Source organism: Phyllobacterium sp. NPDC097923 (genome assembly GCF_044760925.1).
Lineage (GTDB): Bacteria > Pseudomonadota > Alphaproteobacteria > Rhizobiales > Rhizobiaceae > Phyllobacterium > Phyllobacterium calauticae.
Genome location: NZ_JBIWBL010000009.1, coordinates 42,268 through 60,648 on the forward strand (window position 1 = coordinate 42,268; position 18,381 = coordinate 60,648).

Genomic DNA, 18,381 nt, shown 5'->3' on the forward strand with positions numbered 1-18,381 from the left:
AGCTAACCCCAGAAATGCCGAACCCCAGACGGTCTCCCGTCCGGGGTCGAAAACTAAGATAGAAAAGAACGCTTTTGCCGAGCGCCGTTCTCCCTAGAAGGTAGATTCCTTCAGGGCGAAATGCAAGTCTTTTTGTCTTTTTTTCTCGGCGTTTCCGGCTAACCGGAAAGAGAGAAAGATGAGTGCTTCAGCGTTGGCGACGTGCCAACTCAGCGAACGAACAATCCTATCTAACGTCAAAAATACATGGTCACATTCGGCGTTGGATAGTTGCATCAAGGCTGTCATCGGTGCGCACGCTCGCGGGCTACTGGATGATGAGTTTGTGGAGTCTGTCTACGGCGCGGTGAATGAGCGTCGGGCGGAACTCTCGGCGGGCCGGAGAGCGCGACCGGTAAAATGGGGCACACCCTTGGCCATCCATTCGAGGCTTACCTTGGAGGAACGGCGTGCGCAGGCGAGAACTCGTAACATCAGTGCGGGTTGGTTCTCAGCGAAGCTCGAAAAGAGCGGGGCAAACGTAGCCGAGATCTATGCGAAGCTTCCTCGTGCCAGTTTTCGAGCGGTATTGCACACGATCTGCGAGCTTAGCGCCCTCGCGCGCGGGCGATGTGACGCTTCCATTGCGACAATAGCTAAAAAGGCGGGGTGCAGCCGATCATCAGTCGAGCAGGCTTTGGCTCATCTGAAATCGAGCGGTTTCATCGTGGTTGAGAGCGGGAAGACGTTGGGTGTAACGTCGATTATACGGCCCGCTCAGGCTTGCTTGATCAAGGTCGTGAACTGGTGCCGCGCTCGACTTGAGCGAATGCAAAAAAAGGACCGGTCTGACCGCCCGGTTTCCGCTGCAAGGGGTACACAAAATACTAGGCAGAAATCAGAATCTTATTTTTTAAATAAAAGATCGAAGACAACAGAGCCGCGCAGAGAAGGTGGGCGGGCCATTGGAGCCGTAGCATTTCCAGCAAGCGGATCGATTTATTTCAGCCATTGGCGTGATCTGGTTAGGGAGCATTCGACAGGCGTCACCCCTGATGCAGATATTGTGGCGAATGCCTTCCGAAAGTTCTGCTCCGAGAAAAATATCCCCCTTGATGCTCCGAAAATCGAAGAGCGGTTTATCAAAATCGTCCAAAGGTTCCGTATTTAGCGTTTTTCCTGCCGACAGGCCGTTCTTATTCAACTCTGCGGGATTGCTCTCAATGCGGCCTGCGGGGGGTTGGATATTGCCGCATTATGCAGTAAATCTTTTTTTGATTTCACAGTGAAATTCAGAGGTCGAGCGAGTGCCAGAGAACGCAAACCCCGATAGCGGAACTCAACTGGCGGTAAATCCGCTGAAAGGTGCCGTCCTCGTTGACCTGTACAAGCCGCTCGCGGTCGAGGATCGCACCGGCCAAGGTTTCGAGAAGACGGCGGCATATGGTGCCGATCATCTCGCGGCGGTTTTGTCCGTCAGAAATTTGAGAATTGCTTTGGCGGCTCTTGCCGCGTGGGAAAGAGGCTAACAGGAGAGAGACGGACATGCGTGCCACAACGAAGGCGACGTTTGCAGGGTTGGCAGTTTCGGCGGCGATTTTTGCGGCCTCACCGGCTTCCGCTCAAGGTGCGGGTGGATGCGGGATCACTCAAGCGGCCGATGCAGCGGTTCAGAGACAGATAGCGCTTCTCGATGCAGCGAAAGTGGATAGCTCCGAGTTTTTTAACGGGGCCAATAGCTGCCTTGGCTCAAACCTGCTCGATTCCCTCGATCTCTCGAACCTGATCCCCACAAGCTTCGATTTCTTGGGCGGGGCGGCGGATCAGTTGATCAATGGTTTGATCCAGAAAGCTCAGCAGCAAGTTTGCCAAGTGCTCAATGACCAACTGCAGAAGGTGGTGGGGAAGATCAACAACAATATGTACCAGTTCGATTCCGTCATGGGAGGACAGATGAATGAGCTGCTTGGCGGTTCAGGGAATAGCGTAACAGAGCTGAAGCTTCCGAGTATTCCTGGCATCGGAAAGTATGACTTCACGCTGGCGTCAATGAGCACCGGCAACGGCATCGACCAGCCGATCATGACCCCGCCTGCCGTGCAGGCTGGAAACAACACGGTGGGTAATGGAACGCAGCCCACCGGCAATACCGGAAACACGAGCAACCCGTTCGGAAATCTCTTCCAGCAGTAAAGGGGATATCCGATGCGAAAAGCAGCAACCGCACTGGTGATTGGCATCGCTTTCGCTGGCACGACGATGCCGGGCGCTGCCAATGCAACGATCATGGAATGGGCGACTAGTTTCGAGCGCTTCATGGCTGGCCTGAAAACGGTTGACCGGCAAGTCTCCAGCTCAGCATCCCAAACACAGCACGTGATCAAGAAATCGGAAGAGGCGGCGGTGAATGCGGAACTTGCGCAAGAGCAGGCGCTCCGTATGGCCGACATCAAAAACCGATATTCGTATGAAACTGGTCAAGGTGAGACATCCTGCGCTGTTGTGGATGCAAGGTCGGGTCTCTCAGGTGTCGATAATTCCGAAAAGAAGATGCTGACCGCTTTCCGGTCATCTGATCAGAAATACCTGAGCAGCGGCGGAAACGCGGCCGCGACAATCAAGAACTCGCTTCTTAAGAGGATCGGACATTACTGCACCGATCAGGAGCGTGCGGCCCTCGGCCCGACATACTGCCAATCGACCGTTCGAAGCGAGCGCAACGCCGGGGATTCGAATGCAGCGCCGTTTCTCGTGAATAGAAATTATGGCGGCGCTGAAGTCGTGACGGCTGCGGACTACATTGATGTCCTCGCCCCACTGCCGACGATCAAGCCTAATGCTGAAGTTGTAGGGGATCGTCTGGAATTGATGAATGCCCGTATGCGCGGCGCGGCGCTTTCAGCGTCCCGTTCGACAATGATGGGCGTGGCGGTGTCGGGTATGGGAGGCGATATGCAATGACCGTTATTTCGAAGAAAAAGGCGGCGTTTTATCTCGCTGCGATTACGATGGCGGGGATTTCGTCCCCTGCGTTTGCCGTGACATGTGCTGTTGAGGCGCATGTAATCCAGCGGACGCTACAGCTCGATACTGCTGTGACGACGCAGATCGTGAAATCGAAGACGTTGCTCATCACGGAAGAGATGCGCCAACGCCAGCTTCTGTTGGCAGCGCTGAAGGTCCTGACGAAACAGGAATCGGGATCGGGTCAGCAAACCTCTACCGTGGTAAAGAAATCTGCTGAAGCGGCAGCAAGCGCAAATGTTGCGCAGAGGCAGGCGTATCAAATTGCCGATGCGAAAGAGCGCTATGGCGTCACGGGCTATGACAGTTGCGGTTTGCAGACAAAGAGCCAGTCTTTCTATGCTGCAAACATGGCAATGGCCGGGAAAGCCGCGTCCTATCGTAATGGCACCTATTTCAAGCCGGGCCAATATGGGTCCCCGAAGGATTGGGCGTCATTGGCGCAAAGCGGCTCGAACTTTGATGCCGAAGCTATATTCAGCGGCAACAGCTCGGCGGCGGCAGAGTATATCAATTTCGTTGCCGGACCCCCGATTGAGAAGCAAGCCGGTGGCGGTGTGGCAGGCGATTTGCAGACCTTCGAAAAGAACAGGAACGATGTTCGTCGTTCGGTCGTGGTGAACGTTTTGTCGTCCATCGCTGCCGAAAATGAGCCGGGTGGCCCGAGAGAAAAGCTGGCCGAGCTGATGAAGCATTGGACAGGTGACGATGGTGGGGTGAAGTGGGCGCAGGCCAGCGCCGACAAGCCGCTGAGAGCCACGCTGCTCGACGCTGTTCGGATTGAAGCCGCAAACATCGCTCTGATGGCTTTTCAGGTCAAAGACAATGCGAGAACGGAACTGGCGCTGTCTTCCTATGCCCTGTCTCGGGTTAACCGAGCTGTGTTCAACGGCAACGAGGGCGTTGTCTCTGTAGGCGCTGGCCAGCGCCGCGCCGGTCTTCAATAGGAGCTGTCCGATGAAAAAGCATAAGCGTTTTGTTCTCGGTTCAGTTGTTCTCGGCGGTAGCATGCTGCTTGGCGCTAATTCGGCCGCTGCGGCATGGTGTGCGATTAGCACTGGATGGATTGCCACCCACGAGCAAGTCGAAAAGCATCTGATCCAAGAAACGCAGATTTTGGAAAATGATGTCGCCAAAGCTGGCTCCGAGACGCTGGAACAGGTCCTCGCAGCGCTCAAGGTGCTCAACCGGCAAACTTCCGGCGAAGGGCAAAGGTTGCAGCAGGCCACCAAGAAGAGCCAAGAGGCTTACGCAAATACCGTAACTGAGCAGATGCGGCGCGAGCGTTTGGTCGCGATCAAGGAAAACTACTCGTATGAGACAGGGCAAGGACCCAATGCATGCGCCCAAGTGGCGTTTTTGCAGAAGGTGACGGGCGCTATTGATGGCACCGGTAGCTCAACCTCGCGTGTTTACAAGCAGATCGACGTATCGCCGGGATCTGTTCCGAGTGTCGCGCAGCAGGCGGCTGACCGGCGAGATCCGCGCTCGACGGACGCCTCGTTGTTGCTCGATGTAAATGCCTCGGAAGAGGATAAGCGAAAAGTAATCCAGCAGCTCGCTGGTTTTGCGGTGGAGAAGCCCACGGGTAATGAGACAGGCACTGTTGGAGGTGAATTCTCGATGCTGCGTGCGCGCGAGGCAGAGGCTTGGCGCTCGCCTGCGCTAGTTTCGTTGGCTGCGGTCGCGGCGATGTCGAATAAGGCCAGCGGGGACGGAGATGGGGCGGGGAGCGTCCTTCAGGCCATGGATGCCTTGATAGACAACTATGGCGGTGGTCCCGCCTATCAAAAATGGACCAATGCTCTTCAGATGCAGTCAGAGCGTGGCCTGATGATCGAACTTAACCGCTTGCGGGCACTTTCGATGCGCCTCCGCACCTACCATTCGGAGTCAGAGGCTCGCAAGGCCGCGGTCGTTGCAGGAATGCTCGCAGCAGAGGCACAGGGATCGAATTGACAGGAAATAAGCCAGCCGAACGCGCAGATCACAACGATAGCCACGAGATAGCGACAGTAGACGTTGATGTGGCTGTCCCGGATAGCGACGGCTATTTCGATGATCAGGATTTCGAGGTCGGCGATGGCGACATCGAAATTACCTATGAGGTAGATGATCCCTCGCGCCCCTCGGCTGCACGGGACATCTACGTTTCAGAGCTGGCAACGGCGGCGAAGCACGAAGAGGCTCGACGCAAATCTGATGTGCAGCTCAATCCAGACAGGATGAAGGCGGCGATCAATGAGGCGTTAGGTCGGATCAGCCGAATGCCGAAGATGCTCTATGCCGCCAAGCAGATTCAGGAAGCCGTGGAGAGGCTGGCTGACGAGCGACTTGCATCGAGCGGATCGAAACATGCGGAGAGCGACTATGACGGTTGATGCGTATTCGAGTGTGGAAGATGACGACGATGCTCCGAGCGCTGCAATGATCGAGAAGCAGGCGAAAGATCAGGTCGGGTTCTCGGATGAGGATGAGATCGGGGAATTCGAGCGATCGGAGCGCGAAACGTCGTTCGAGCAGCCTTCTGTTGCCGCCACGCCGAAGCAAGAGGCTTCGCCGCAGGTGAAAAGGCTGTCAGTTGAGGAATCTACCTCACTGAACATCACCCTCAAGAATGCTGCATATGCAGCGGAAAAAGAGGCGTTCATCGATGGTGAGCCGGGCGGCATGCCAATCGGCGAGTATATTGCGCGAATTGGCTGTGACGCTATTCCTCCCGGCCGCAGCGTCCTTTGGTTCAAAGGTGATGGGCCGGATTCGGGACTCTGGCTTTTCGTTATAGCCCCGAAACCGAAGGGGGCAGTGCAGCCAGGTTATCGGGTCACTCTGGCCTTCGGCAAAGAAAAGGCCGGTGAGATTCAGATGGAGGCGTGTGCCTTGTTGCAGGCACAGGACAAGAACGGCGAGAAGCTGAAGTTCGATAAATGTTGCCTCGTCAAGCACGATGGAACGAAGTTTGCCCCGGCAGGCGTCATAAACGAGCAGGAATTGGTCGGGCGCGTTAGCGACATAGGATTTGGGATCAACCCGTTCAGCTTCGATGAAAGGTGAGGAGAGATGGACCAGAACGCGAAAAAGTGGTTCGATTTCGGCCCCGGCATCTCGCTTTCCTTGAGGCAGAGCGGGGGCCGCTATCTTCTCCGATTGGAGCTAGCGCATAAGCCTAGCCCTGCGGCTGTTGAGAAGGCATACGAAGGCAGATGGGCGATGATCCAGAGCGGTAACGATGGCCGCCCAGCGATCTATGAGCATATGAACGATGTGCGCTCGCTAAATGATGTCGTGACCCGGCTGGAAGCATTCTTTGACAAGGGGCGCATTATGGGGGCACTGAGCGTTACAGCACGGGCGCCAACGAACATTGCGCCTCCCGCTCGATCCTCCCGCGAGGTCACAGATGCGGTGCTGAACGCTTTTGCGGCCGACGCGCCGGTTCCCCTCTTGCAGCATATAAACCGTTCAATCCAGCATGCATATGCGGTGATGGGTGCAAGAGCCGCTGCCGCCAAGCAACTGCCATTTGAGGGGGACGCGTTCGGGGTTTATGACCGCTTAGTAGCCAAGGTTGGTCCTTTACGCGCGGCCGAGACATGGGGAACGGTTCTGCTAGCTGTCTCTACCGGTCGGCATGGATGGCAAGAGAAGCTCGATAGCCTGATGGAATGGGATGCGGGTGGGCGCGAGGCGCAGATCGCGGCCGACACGTCAATCAAGGCAATGGTGGAAGCCATTGCGCGCGAGGTTTCGGTTATCAATGCCACCGGTCTTGCGGAGGTTGATCTTGCCTCATCGCTGCGCGGGCGGCTCGTGGAGGCTGCGGGCGAACGGATTAGTTATCGTGCCTATGATGGAGCGAAATTCCAGCCGAAGGGTGCGCCCGATCTCGGCCCGAACACCTTTACCGTCCAACAGGGATTGTCGCTCGATCTTGCCACTGACGCCAAGGCACGTATTACTCAAGCGCTGTCGGCAGCGGCGAAAGCCTTTGGAATGCCGAGAGATCGCCTTTTCGGCGATGAAACCGTGAAGTTTTTCTTTGCCCCTGATATGGGCCGGGCCGGTGGCTTGGACCGTGGATCGGCAACGCTTTATCGAGCCAACGAAGATATTCAGCTTCACGCAATTCACATTGTGCCGACGCGGCCCGGTGCCCTGATTCACGAGATCGGTCACCAGATACACAATGTTGGCGATAAAGACTTTATCTTGGAAAAGGTTCGCTCCCATAAATTCGCGCAATCCACCAGAAGGATTGTCTCGGCGCTGGAAGAAAAGGGCCTTATCTCTCCGCAGTATGCGGCGTACCTGACCGAACCAGCAGAGATATTTGCGCGGGCATTTGAGGCCCACGTGGCGGCTACGCAATCAATGGAACAGATGGGGGGATCGCTTTCAAGCGTCGGTTCCCCAAGTTTGACGCCTACTGGCGACGAGCTTGCTACCTTCATGTCGAATATGAGGGCCGTGGTGCAGGCAAGTAGGTCTGACCTTGATAGCAAGACACGAGCGCGCCCGGCTGAGCCTAGAAATGCGGCCACACCACGTATGAGTATTTAACGTCTTAGGGGGACACAATGGCTGAGCGGCCGGATATTACAGAGCTTTTCACTCCCGAAGATTATAGTGCGGGCCTCGTATTCCTTCGGCGAATTCTTGGCTGCACGTTCGATTACCTATGGGTGCCGGGTGGTCAAGCGGCTCCGTCTGGCGGTAGCTGCGATAACACCAACGATATTCTGGCGCAGCTCGTCACAACATTGAATTGGGCGATGCTGGCTGTCATCGCTGTCGTTGCCACCTACCTCATATTCGCGGCCCTTAAAGATACGGCAAATGATGGCGAGGCCGGTGGTCGTTCAATGAACCCAAGCTGGACGCTTGTTTTAGCCGGTTTGGGCGCGATCCTCTGCTTCCCGGCCTTCAACGGATACAGCGCGTTGCAAATAGGCACGATGCAGGTGGCCGTATGGTCGTCTGGCCTCGGGGACTCGATGTGGCGCATCGCTGGCGATAAAATGGCAAGTGCCAATGCCGTCAACAAGACGTTCACGAACCTGAATGAGAGCGGCTGGTGGAGTGACGGGGGGGATGGCACCGAATCTGATCTGCGGACTGCTATAACCCAAGCGTTGCAGGCGCGGGTGGGCGGCGAGCTTTGCAAACGTTCGCTGAATAAAAGTCTTGCCAGTATGGCAACGACGAACGGCCAGATTACTCCTGTTTCGGGGGCAGAGGTACGAGACACCCAAGAAGGATTTGCGCAACGGAGCATCTACTTCAAAGCTCCTGCTTCGCTGAATGACAGCATTGGGCTTTGCGGCGGCGTTACGGCTACCTATTCCATTGAAAAATCGGTGCCGAACGCTCAGGCGAACGCGAACGCTGATCCTTCCAACATGGCCATCCAGAACCAGATCGCCAGCACAATCAGCAAATATGCTGCCCGAACAGGTAAGGCCGGTGCCGATGCAATCCTCTCGTCGCTCGATACCGAAGCGCAGAGGTTGACTGACATACTGTACCCTGCAGATGGCATGCGGAAGCGCGGCCCGGCAGAAGTGGACGCTATTGGGCAGTCTATCTCGACGGTTGTGGCGGCGGCTAAGCAAGCCATCAACACTCAGTTTCAGCAATCTGAACCGGAGCTGCGCCAGACAACTGCGCAGGCAATGTCTGCTTCTAATCGAAACGGCTGGTTCTATGCGGTCCTCTACCAGCGTATTCTCGTGAATGCGACCTCTGCCCGCGACGGCATCCGCAAGGGGATATCCGTTTCTGCTACTCCTGCCTCGCGCGATCTGGCGGCAGCTTGGGGCTGCGTGGTCTCCAGCTCGTGGGCCTTCTGGAAATCAACGTGTTCAAATGAACTGGAAGTCTTCTTCAAGCAGTATTCGTCGGACATGGCCAACCTCGATCAGATGTCGGGCACATTCTTGAACAACGCAAACCGAGATAGCGGATTGGGGACGAACTCGTCTGATATCGCGGCTATTCGCGGTGCGGGTATGGGTTGGGGCCGTCTGACCGATTGGGTGCTCGGCATGATGGGCCAGAACAATGAAGGCAACTCTCTGAACGGAGAAGGTTGGGCCGATCCTATCCCGCAACTGCAAACGACGGGCGGTGCGATGCTCGGTGCCGGCGGCGCTCTCGTCGCTGCTGCCAAAGCTGGTGAAATTGCGTCGGAATCGGCGGTGGGGATGGTGAACCCACTGGCGTATATCGGAGGAAAGCTGCTTGAAATGGTGGGTCCCCTCGGCTGGCTATTGGTCGCCATCGGCTTTCTGCTGGCTGTGGTCGTGCCGTACATGCCGCTGATCTACTTCTTTCTCGCCGCACTCTCGTGGTTGATCTTGGCGGTACAGACGATCATCACAGCGCCGTTCTGGCTGATGCAAATGTTCTACCCAAACCGGCAAGGTGGTTTGCAGGGGACGAGCATCGCGCGAGCGTTGATGGTGCTGCTGGCATTGCTGGTGCGCCCGGCTCTCATCATCATCGGACTTATCTTCTGCATGATGCTCATGCGCGTGGGGCTGGATTTCCTCAACATCCTCACACGAAACGCATATGCGGCCATGGCTTATGCTGGACCGGTCAGCGCCGGGGGGCAGTTGGGCAATATCGCGTTGGCAATCGGCGGGTTCATGATCTACGCCTCGGCGGCGGTAGCGCTGGTTTCCATCTGCTGCGGCCTGATCGACGGCGTTGGGGATGCCGTGATGGATGGCGTCGAGGCAGGTATGAGCCGGTTCCTCGGATCGCAAGCGCAGCGCGGCGAAGGGATGCTTGGAAATCCTGCTGCTGCGGCAGCATCGCAGATTGCCATCGGCGGGCGTGGGTCGTTGGCCGGAACTGGCAGTCAGATTGCCCGGATGCGGAACCAGCCTCGCGGGGGCCTTGGCAACGGAGGGAGCAATCCGCCCCGTCGCCTTGGTGGCACAGGGAAGTAGTTGAATGGCGAAGCGCACGAGAGAGTTTGAAGGCGTCGAGCATACAGACGTTGTTCGCTTATCCTCCCGGCGCGAAAGGAGGAAAAGCCTCACCGAATGGGTGAAGGATTGCCACAACGATCCCGCTGACGTTCTCAAGCCCTATTTTGGCTTGGCTGTCATAGCTCTGCTCTTGTCTTGGGCACCATTCTGGCCGGAACTTCTGGCGATTGGCGCGGTATTCCTCGCTCTGTCACAGGGGAGCTATGCCCGTAAGTTGTGGGATGCCCCTTACCGGGTTCCGATGGACCTCGGCAAAAAGGGCTTCAAAGACAAGTCTACAGGCGACGTTGGCGCTGGCGTCATTTACCACGGAGTAGGCCGGGGGGCGTACTCTGGTCAGGAGGTGTGGTCTGCCGCGAAAGACATCCAGACCCACAGAATGGTTCTTGGCGGCACCGGTTCCGGTAAGTCCGAAGAGATATTTGGACTTGTGTTCAATGCCCTTTGCCTGAACAGCGGTGCGATTATGGTTGACGGTAAGGCATCGGCCGATACCCTCAACTCACTGAAGAAAATCACCCGCCTTTTCGGTAGGGATGAGGACTTTCTCACCCTCAACTTCATGATGGGCGCGAAGGATTTTTACGGCCATTCCGAAGTCAAGTTGACCAACACTTTCAACCCCTTTTCGATGGGGTCATCTGACCAGAAAAGCACGCTGATGGAAACATTCATTCCGCCAGCAGAAGGATCGAACAGCGTGTTCGCGCAGCGAGCTATGCAGCTCAACAAGGCGCTTCCCCGGCCTCTGACTTTCCTTCAAGAGCGGGGATATGTTGACTACAATCCGCGACTGCTGACAGAGTTTTTCCAGCTTAATAACGTTGAAAACCTCGTATGGTTTGGCCGCTTCAGGGACAAGCACGGCCGCGTAGTCAGCCTGCCGGATGAAGGCAAGCATGAAGATTTTCTTCGGTTGAAGCAGGCTTGCCAGAGCTTGGAGCAGGTTCTTCTCGATCTGCCGGGCTATAGCCAGGTCATGCCGAAAGAGCCGCCTCCCATGATCGACGCCAACGATACGAAGATTGCGATGGCGCTCCTGTCTGGCGAAAACGAGGTCGAAGCGCTCTCCCGAGAAATGATAGAAAGCTATCGAAAGCTCGCGGGAGGCACGGGCGGCGGCGATCAGAACCAAGCGAACGAAACTTCTCGTGCCGAGGTGTACCGACAGTGGGGTTACATGACGATGAGCCTGTCGGAACCCGCTGCGATGCTGACCTATTCCTTCGGGCATGTGTTTAACGCGCAGGTCGGTGAAATCAACATGAGCGACGTTTTCCTGAACCGTCGCATAGTGTTTGTAATGATCCCCTCGCTCGAAAAAGCTCCACCAAGCACAGCGGCTCTTGGAAAGATCACGGTTGCGGCTGTGAAACAGGTTCTCGGCAACCTGCTCCATAAGCCGCTTGAGGGCGACCGCCGCAGTATTGTGGACGCATCACCTAGCAAATCGAACATGCCCTATCCGCTCATTTTCGATGAGTACGGATATTATGTTGTCGAGGGATTTTCTGTCGCCGCTGCGCAAGCCCGCTCTTTTGGGGTTTCATGCACGTTCGGTATGCAGACGCCCGACTCTCTCGAAAAAGCCTCCCCGCAGGAAGCCCAAGAGACGCTTCAGAATACCACGTTGAGGCATATTGGCCGTTTCGTCGGGGGCGAAGACAGCAACACATTTAAGCTGATCCGGGGGTGGGGATCCAAAGTGATGACCCCTGTTTCGAGAGGGATGAAGGTTGATCAGCGCGCTGCCTTCAAGACCACCCGTTTGAGTGATGAGGTCAGTTACGAAGAAGAGGACGTGATCAAATATGCCGACATCGCAGGGCAGCAAGACGGCCAATTCCATTTGATCGTAGGCACGCAGACGCGGGAAGGTCGGATTCGACGTGGTGAGAGCCGGACGATCCGCTATACCGCTTTCTATACCGGTGGGGTCCCTGAAGTCACAGAATGGCGGCTAAACCATTTTGTGCCGGTAAAATCTCGTGATCCTGAATCGATAGAAGCAATTCGCAAGCGTGATCGCCAAGAGAAGATGCTTGAGGAGCTGAGCGCGGAAGGCATCAAAGAGTGGTCATTTACGCAGGCTGATCCGACGAGGCGATATCTCGACCATAAGGATCGTGACGGCATTGCGGTTCTGCTCCGTGATATTCTTACGACGCTTTCAAGTGTGATCCGCGATGAGCGGTTTAGAAGGAGCAAGCCAAAGGCTGATACGCCTATCGAGGTTGTGGCTGAAACCCTGAAAAATATGCTGGAAAGCGGCATCGTTTCGCAGGGGCAGCTCGATGCTGCAATTGTCGAAAGCCTCGCCGCGCTAGACAGCAGCAGCGGCGCTATCTCGGTAAACCGCGAGATCGACCAATTGGAGGATGCGCTGAAGGCGCGCTACGCGGATAGCATTTCCAGCGCAGGGTTGTCGGCAACGGATAGCGAGCTGGCAATGGCGGCGTTTGGTGTCTTGATTGACCAGCCTTTGCGTGTGGCAAGGCGTACAGCTCTTCGCAACAATTCCATTCGAGCGGCGACTTTGAATACAGGGGCGCTTTTGGCTGCTGCTGAGTGAGGACTTTAACTCGTGAGCGACCTAAAATCCTTGATATGATTGGGGATTTGACATATATTTAGAAACGGAAATTAATGTCGAATTTTTTGCAGGAGGTTAAGGTGTTGGAATTCTTCGGAAAAAAACCAAAGCCCCAGATGCGTGCTGCGGATGTTCGCGACCTCTATAATGCAAGCCTCTTTAATGGCCTGACGCTTGTAGAAGGAAATGCAACGGCAGAAGGTACGTTGACGAACCTCCTGATCCAAGGCGAATGCGCAAGGCTTACTCTGGTCGATCTGCTGGAGGAAACCCGTGCTCTTCACGAGACGCAAAAGGCGCTTCTGGAAGAGATGAGAGCCGCCCGACTGGCGAATGACTCTCGGAACGCCGCATAAAATAATTCTGCAACTTGCGAGAGACGGAAGGCACCTGCCATATAGGCCGGTGCCTTTTTTATTTGGGGTGGAATCATTGGACAGGAGAGGACATGCAAATGAAACGAATAGCTATTTTGATTATTTGCGGACTGCTTGCTGGCTGCGGAGATAAGGGGCCGAGTCACGCGGAAATTGAAGGAGCTGTGATGAGCCGCATGGCACAGCAGTATCAGGAGGCCGTACAAGCGTATGGTGCCGCCGCCGCCGAGTGGCATGTTATCCCGCCTCAGGCTGTGAAGATCGTTTCAATCGACAATATCCGGTCTCAGGATGACGCAACCTATCTTGCCGATGTGACCCTAGAGCGCGTCAAAACGGGCGCGAAGGATACTCGGGCCTTGAGTCTGCGGATGATCGAGGGCGCTTGGCGCGTCGTCAGCCAGTAGGACAGCGGCGCGAGGTCTCGTGAAGCGAGACACATTTACAACTGCCCGGAAATGTTTGATAGAAAAATTGATTCTAAAATCGTTGTCGTTTAAGGTGGCGACGGTTGATTTGTAGATGGCTTTCGCTCGATGGCGAAAACCGGTTTATCGGGTTCTAACAACGGGATTGTCATGGCTGAGACCACGTCATCGAAGGAAAGCGTTTCGGGAACGCAGAAGATTATCATTCAGGGAATTTGGGCTACGGCATTCGTTGGCGTAGCCTGCTTGGGGGTCTTTGTTTTACCGAAGCAGTTTGCGCCGCAGAGCGCACCGCCCATGATGAACGGCTACCAGCCTCAGCCGGGCCAATATCCGCAGCAATCGCAGGGCCAGTATCCGCAGTTTCCGGGGCAGCAGCCGGGCTTCTATCCGCAGCCGGGTCAGTATCCACAGCAACCTCAGTATCAGGCGCAACAATTCCCGTTGCAGCAGCCTTACCAGCCTCCGCAGGTCCAATACCAGCAGCAGCCGGTACAGCAGCAACCGGTGCAGCAAACTCAGCAGACGCAGCAGGCTCAGCCGAACGCCATCGCATCGGCGCAACCCATTACCCGGCAAGGGGTCGATTCCGGGTATGAAATTGCCGACCTGAATGTAGCAAACCAATTGCTGACCGGCCTAGCCTCACTGGCGAGCATTTCCGACACGCCTGCCGGTCAGCAGGCGAGCGAGAAGAACACCATTGTCATGTTCTTCGATCCTCGGTGCCCGTATTGCCAAGCAGCTCATAAGGCGTTGTCAGGCAAGTACCCGATCCGTTTTGTGCCGGTGAGCGTGCTCGGCGATCAGGCCACACAGCTTGATGCGTTGCCGGGCATTCGGGGTGTCCTGAAACAACAGGATAAGGTCAAGGCGCTTCACAATCTGATGGCACAGCAGACGCAAGGTCTCGACATGTCGCCGGATGCCAACCTCGACAAAGAGGTCAACCAGAACTTCGAGGTTTGGCTGACGCTGGCGGCAAATCTGCCTGATCGTGCTCCAGCAGTACCGCTTTTCGTGGTGCCGAAAGCTTCTGGCAAAGTCGCCGTTCTCAAGGGGTGGGACAATTCCATGATGCCGGTTGTCGATGCTCTCCTGAAGGAATGAGGGTCGCCAATGGGGCTTTTCGATAAGAAGAAGAAATTCAGTGAGGTAAGGGTGCCAAAGTTCGCTTTGGCTACTCTTCCCGATCCGGTCGCGCCTTCTATCGCGCGTGAACAGATTATCGCCAAGCAGCAACAGCTTACGATCTTATGGACGGCGCTGATCGTGGGGACGCTCGCAGTGCTGTTATTCGGATATGTTTTACAGGCAAATGCGGTGACTGAACCTTACGTCGCCGATGGCGGGGTTTTTGGTTGCCCGGTGCCGATTTTGCAGGGGAATACGGCGCGGTGAAGTCGAAAGAGGCTATTTTAGAAGACAATGCAGCGATGGCCGCGATCTTGCGGAACATGCGCGTTTTCACGCTGCTTTTGGCAGTTGCCGTTGTTCTGATCTATGTTCATCTGGCGCAAATTCTTTATGCGCGGTTCGTAAAATTCCCGGCAACTGCCTTCTTGGGCACGACTGATGCTCAGTCAGTGTGTGCGCCTATCGGCCTTGATGAGCCGATGGTGGCAGACGCGACCGCTCGCGACTTTGCGGTAAACGCGATCCGCATGATCCAAACCTACGATTGGACTTCTTGGCGCGACCAGATCAACAGCAGCACGTCGCTTTATATGACGCTTGAAGGCCGCAACAATTATCGTCTTTCGGTCAGCGAGTGGGGCATCATCAAGGATGTCGTCGCGAAATATCAGAACGCTACCGCAACCCAACGCGGTCCCGCAGTGATATCGAGGCAAGGGCCAACTCGACAGCCGGACGGTACGTCTCGCTATGAGTGGGAAATCGTCGTCCCAATGACGCTGATCTACCGGAACTCGCAGGATCGTCGGTCGGAAAACCGTGATTTCTATGCAACGATCGTTCGTACTCACAAATCCCCTCTTAATCCAAAGGGTATTGCGATTGGTCGCCTTGTCTCGACGCAGCCAGTCGAAGAAGGGGGGCGTCCATGAAAGGTGTCGAGATCTACCGCTTTGCGATTATAGGTCTTGGCGGTCTCTTTGGCCTTGGTGTCGTTGCGAGCTTCGCGATGACGGCCGACACCTATCTGATGAAACCTGTCACGCAATTTGTCTGGCGTGAGCAGGGCACCGGCAGCTCGTGCAACGCGACGGTCCTGAAAGAAGCTGCGATCAGTCAAGCGAGGCTTATTGATTTCGCTTCTGATGCCGCAGTCGCGGTCAATTCATACGACTACTATAATCAGGCGACGATCATCGGTTCGGCTCTGAGGCAGTATTTCACGCCTTCTGGCCAAAACTCCTATGTTCAGGAAGTGAACCGTACCGGCTCCCCTATCGCCTTTAGAGAGAACTTCGTTACGCAAACAGCTTACCGATCCGGCGTTCCGAACATCAAAGAGGTCGGCTTTTTGCAGGGACGCCGTTTTTGGCGAGTGGAAGTCCCTATCGTTCAATTTCAGCAGTCAAACGTGGACACGAGGCGGTCGGACATATTGCTGACGATGCTGATTGTTGCGCTTCGGCCCTCCGAGGCCAACCCGAACGGGATCGGGATAGACAGCATCAGCGCCACACAGAATTTCAACAAGAACGAGTCTTGATGGAGCAGGGCATGAAGATGAAGACCAAAGGGGTTCCGGTAGCGCTGCTACTCTCCGTCATGATGGGAGGCGCGGCTGTCGCGCAAGAACAGCAACAGCAGGACATCAATGCGCCGGTTGGTGAGCAAGGGATACCTCGGCAGGACCCCGGCCAGTATCAGCAGCAGCCAGGTACGCAGACCTATTCGCAGCAACCGAACCTTCCAGCCCGCGAACTCACGCGGGAAGAGTTGGACAAAATCAGGCAAGGGATGGTGGATCGGACCGAAGGCATGATCCTCAAGCCCAACGAGGTCGGCCGCATCAGGGACGCCACGCTAGGTTCTCAGAGTGCTGCTGTCCGGCCGACTTACTCGACCGATCCATACCCGAGCGCATTGCCTCGGGTTGTGAACGCCGCAAAGACACCAATGCAGACGCCTCCCACGGTGCGGATGGCCTTTGGTCTTACGACTCCTGTCACCTTCGTTGACAGCGATGGCTATCCGTGGCCGGTGGCGAACGTAACGTATAACCCGCAGATGCTGGCGCAGGATGGGGCAGGATGCGGAAACGCTACAGGCGCTCAGGCGAGCGAAGCCGGTGAGCGGCCTACCACGATCAACCTTACTCCCTGCTATTTCGAGGTGTTTGGCAACATCAACGTGGCGCTTGATAAGTGGCCATATCCCATCGTGTTGTTGACGCAATCCGGCTTCCGGCCGCAGGGCGGTCAGAAGGTGAGTATCGACATGCCTTTGACTGTCGTGATCGAGGGGCGGTCTCCGCTCGCTGAAAAAGTGAGGCCGGTTTCTCTGAAGGGGCGGAATGCGCCGAGCGGCAGGAATGTCGCCAGAAGGCCGGTGCCGCAGAGCGACTTGGCAACCTATATCATCGGTAGGATACCGGCCGGGGCAAGGTCAGTAGCCTTGGAGGGTGCGCCTGATCTACGTGGCTATACCACGCCTAACGGTGATCTGGTCGTCGTCGGTCATGTTGAAATGCTCACTCCGCAGTTCGCGCAAAAGGTCCCCACACCGGATGGGGAGACGGCCTATAGGTTCAATGGGCTACCTTATCGCGTGCTTTTCTCCGACAGATCGGGCGTGGAGCGCCCCGCAACGGTTCGATACTAAGAGGGGTTGACCATGAATAAGCTCGTTATTGGCGCAGCAGGGGCATTGGTCGTTGCTATCGGAGCCGGGGCCTTCATGCTTTCGGGGCAAACGGCACCTGACCGTGGCGCTGGCACAGCCAGCAATCTTCCGAATGGCCAAAATGTGCCGCGAAACGATCAAATGACGCCGGTTGATACAAACGAGGCCAACAGGCGCGCTACCGTCAACAATGAGGACGCGCAGCAAGCTCGCCAAGGCGGAAGGGATTATCAAGCTCCTACCGTGATTACCGGGGTAGGCCCGGCTGACAAGGGCGAAGAACCTGTTGTTCCGCCAGAGAAGAAGGCCGAGCCGGAAGAGCGCGTCATCAAGGAGACCACGGAAAGAACCGTCTATGTGACGCAGGTTCCGGTGCAGCAGCCCGTATCGGATCAGGCCGCTAGAGCAGCCATTCAGGCACAGATCGATGCGCTTGCTCGTGGTGGCAACGGGAATGGGGGGAATGCGCCCCGCGTTCAGATGGCAACGCAAAAATACAAAGCACCGGAAGTCAAGGAAGAGAAACAGGCAGGGCCAGTAGCAAAGCCGCAGCCCAAAATGGTGATGCTGGCCCGCACTGGCGATGTTATTTTCGCGCGTCTGGATCGGGCTTTCAATTCCGACGATCCGGGCGCTCCGATTATCGTGTCGCTCGATGACGTGATCTACGACCCGGCTAGAGGCACGCGTAATGGGCCGTTGACGGGCATGCGCCTCGTGGGCCAGATCAGCTACTCCGACAATCAGGCGGCGATCTCCTTCAATCAGATCGTCACCAACACAGGTGCTCAATTTCCGGTGACGGCAATTGCCGTGTCGGAAACGCAGGCCCGCACCGGAATTGCAGCAGACGTAGATAAACACACGTTGCAGCGATACAGCGGGCTGTTTCTGTCTTCTATCCTGCAAGGCGTCGGTCAGGTCGGCCAGCAGCTCGTCCAGAATAACAGGACCGTTGCGGTTAGCGATGGTGTCATCGTATCTGGCCGGGAGCCTGTGAACTATGGACAGGCAGCTCTCGCCGCATTGCAGCCGCTTGGCCAGAACCTTTCACAAGCCGCAGCCAGCAATTTCAGCCGCCCCCCTACGATGTCGGCTCCGGCCGGGATGGGCTTGGGCGTCGTCTTCTTGGCGCCAGTGGTGATCCCGCAAGGGGTGCGATAAAC

At 56.2% G+C, this 18,381-nt stretch carries 19 protein-coding genes; 18 read left to right on the plus strand and 1 reads right to left on the minus strand.

Annotation, left to right across the window (positions count from 1 at the left end; translation table 11 throughout):
- Nucleotides 1–178: 178 nt before the first annotated feature.
- The gene (locus ACIQWS_RS24705) at nt 179–1,150 is read left to right on the plus strand and encodes a helix-turn-helix domain-containing protein (protein WP_130519756.1); all 972 of its coding nucleotides are present in this window, start codon (nt 179–181) and stop codon (nt 1,148–1,150) included.
- Between the two features lie 121 nt (nt 1,151–1,271).
- Here ACIQWS_RS24705 and ACIQWS_RS24710 read toward each other — a convergent pair whose 3' ends face one another.
- Nucleotides 1,272–1,436 carry a hypothetical protein gene (locus ACIQWS_RS24710; protein ID WP_164056736.1) on the minus strand — a complete coding sequence of 55 codons (165 nt, stop codon included), beginning with the start codon at nt 1,434–1,436 and terminating at the stop codon, nt 1,272–1,274.
- 88 nt (nt 1,437–1,524) lie between these two features.
- Here ACIQWS_RS24710 and ACIQWS_RS24715 point away from each other — a divergent pair, with 88 nt between their 5' ends.
- From ACIQWS_RS24715 to ACIQWS_RS24795, 17 genes are all read left to right on the plus strand, one after another.
- Complete coding sequence (locus tag ACIQWS_RS24715) at nt 1,525–2,172, plus strand: hypothetical protein (protein WP_130519752.1); 648 nt, start codon at nt 1,525–1,527, stop codon at nt 2,170–2,172.
- A 12-nt stretch (nt 2,173–2,184) separates the two neighbouring features.
- Nucleotides 2,185–2,940: a hypothetical protein gene (locus ACIQWS_RS24720; RefSeq protein WP_130519750.1), complete on the plus strand. Its 756-nt coding sequence runs from the start codon at nt 2,185–2,187 to the stop codon at nt 2,938–2,940.
- Entirely contained in the window at nt 2,937–3,950 is a 1,014-nt protein-coding gene (locus ACIQWS_RS24725) for a hypothetical protein (protein WP_130519748.1), read from the plus strand. Before ACIQWS_RS24720 ends, ACIQWS_RS24725 begins: the two co-directional genes overlap by 4 nt.
- Nucleotides 3,951–3,960: 10 nt before the next feature.
- Nucleotides 3,961–4,962 carry a hypothetical protein gene (locus ACIQWS_RS24730; RefSeq protein ID WP_130519745.1) on the plus strand — a complete coding sequence of 334 codons (1,002 nt, stop codon included), beginning with the start codon at nt 3,961–3,963 and terminating at the stop codon, nt 4,960–4,962.
- The gene (locus ACIQWS_RS24735; protein WP_130519743.1) at nt 4,959–5,384 is read left to right on the plus strand and encodes a hypothetical protein; all 426 of its coding nucleotides are present in this window, start codon (nt 4,959–4,961) and stop codon (nt 5,382–5,384) included. The genes ACIQWS_RS24730 and ACIQWS_RS24735 overlap by 4 nt, the downstream gene beginning before the upstream one ends.
- Nucleotides 5,374–6,057, plus strand: a complete 684-nt coding sequence (locus ACIQWS_RS24740) for a hypothetical protein (protein ID WP_130519741.1) — start codon at nt 5,374–5,376, stop codon at nt 6,055–6,057. Before ACIQWS_RS24735 ends, ACIQWS_RS24740 begins: the two co-directional genes overlap by 11 nt.
- Nucleotides 6,058–6,063: 6 nt before the next feature.
- The gene (locus ACIQWS_RS24745; protein ID WP_130519739.1) at nt 6,064–7,563 is read left to right on the plus strand and encodes a hypothetical protein; all 1,500 of its coding nucleotides are present in this window, start codon (nt 6,064–6,066) and stop codon (nt 7,561–7,563) included.
- 17 nt (nt 7,564–7,580) lie between these two features.
- Nucleotides 7,581–9,959: a DotA/TraY family protein gene (locus tag ACIQWS_RS24750; RefSeq protein ID WP_130519737.1), complete on the plus strand. Its 2,379-nt coding sequence runs from the start codon at nt 7,581–7,583 to the stop codon at nt 9,957–9,959.
- 4 nt (nt 9,960–9,963) lie between these two features.
- A complete protein-coding gene (locus tag ACIQWS_RS24755) occupies nt 9,964–12,573 on the plus strand; it encodes a hypothetical protein (RefSeq protein ID WP_130519735.1) in 2,610 nt (869 codons plus the stop codon).
- A gap of 74 nt (nt 12,574–12,647) precedes the next feature.
- Nucleotides 12,648–12,950, plus strand: coding sequence for a hypothetical protein (locus tag ACIQWS_RS24760; RefSeq protein WP_225247034.1), 303 nt, complete (start codon nt 12,648–12,650; stop codon nt 12,948–12,950).
- Between the two features lie 92 nt (nt 12,951–13,042).
- Nucleotides 13,043–13,378, plus strand: coding sequence for a hypothetical protein (locus tag ACIQWS_RS24765; RefSeq protein ID WP_130519731.1), 336 nt, complete (start codon nt 13,043–13,045; stop codon nt 13,376–13,378).
- A gap of 171 nt (nt 13,379–13,549) precedes the next feature.
- Nucleotides 13,550–14,509, plus strand: coding sequence for a hypothetical protein (locus tag ACIQWS_RS24770; RefSeq protein ID WP_207900515.1), 960 nt, complete (start codon nt 13,550–13,552; stop codon nt 14,507–14,509).
- 9 nt (nt 14,510–14,518) lie between these two features.
- Nucleotides 14,519–14,800 (plus strand): hypothetical protein, encoded by a 282-nt coding sequence (locus tag ACIQWS_RS24775; RefSeq protein WP_130519729.1) that lies wholly within the window; start codon nt 14,519–14,521, stop codon nt 14,798–14,800.
- Nucleotides 14,761–15,468 carry a DotI/IcmL/TraM family protein gene (locus tag ACIQWS_RS24780; RefSeq protein WP_164057009.1) on the plus strand — a complete coding sequence of 236 codons (708 nt, stop codon included), beginning with the start codon at nt 14,761–14,763 and terminating at the stop codon, nt 15,466–15,468. Before ACIQWS_RS24775 ends, ACIQWS_RS24780 begins: the two co-directional genes overlap by 40 nt.
- A complete protein-coding gene (locus ACIQWS_RS24785) occupies nt 15,465–16,079 on the plus strand; it encodes a DotI/IcmL family type IV secretion protein (protein WP_130519725.1) in 615 nt (204 codons plus the stop codon). Before ACIQWS_RS24780 ends, ACIQWS_RS24785 begins: the two co-directional genes overlap by 4 nt.
- An 11-nt stretch (nt 16,080–16,090) precedes the next feature.
- The gene (locus ACIQWS_RS24790; RefSeq protein WP_164057010.1) at nt 16,091–17,194 is read left to right on the plus strand and encodes a DotH/IcmK family type IV secretion protein; all 1,104 of its coding nucleotides are present in this window, start codon (nt 16,091–16,093) and stop codon (nt 17,192–17,194) included.
- Nucleotides 17,195–17,206: 12 nt separating this feature from the next.
- Nucleotides 17,207–18,379: a DotG/IcmE/VirB10 family protein gene (locus tag ACIQWS_RS24795; RefSeq protein WP_130519722.1), complete on the plus strand. Its 1,173-nt coding sequence runs from the start codon at nt 17,207–17,209 to the stop codon at nt 18,377–18,379.
- Nucleotides 18,380–18,381: the final 2 nt, after the last annotated feature.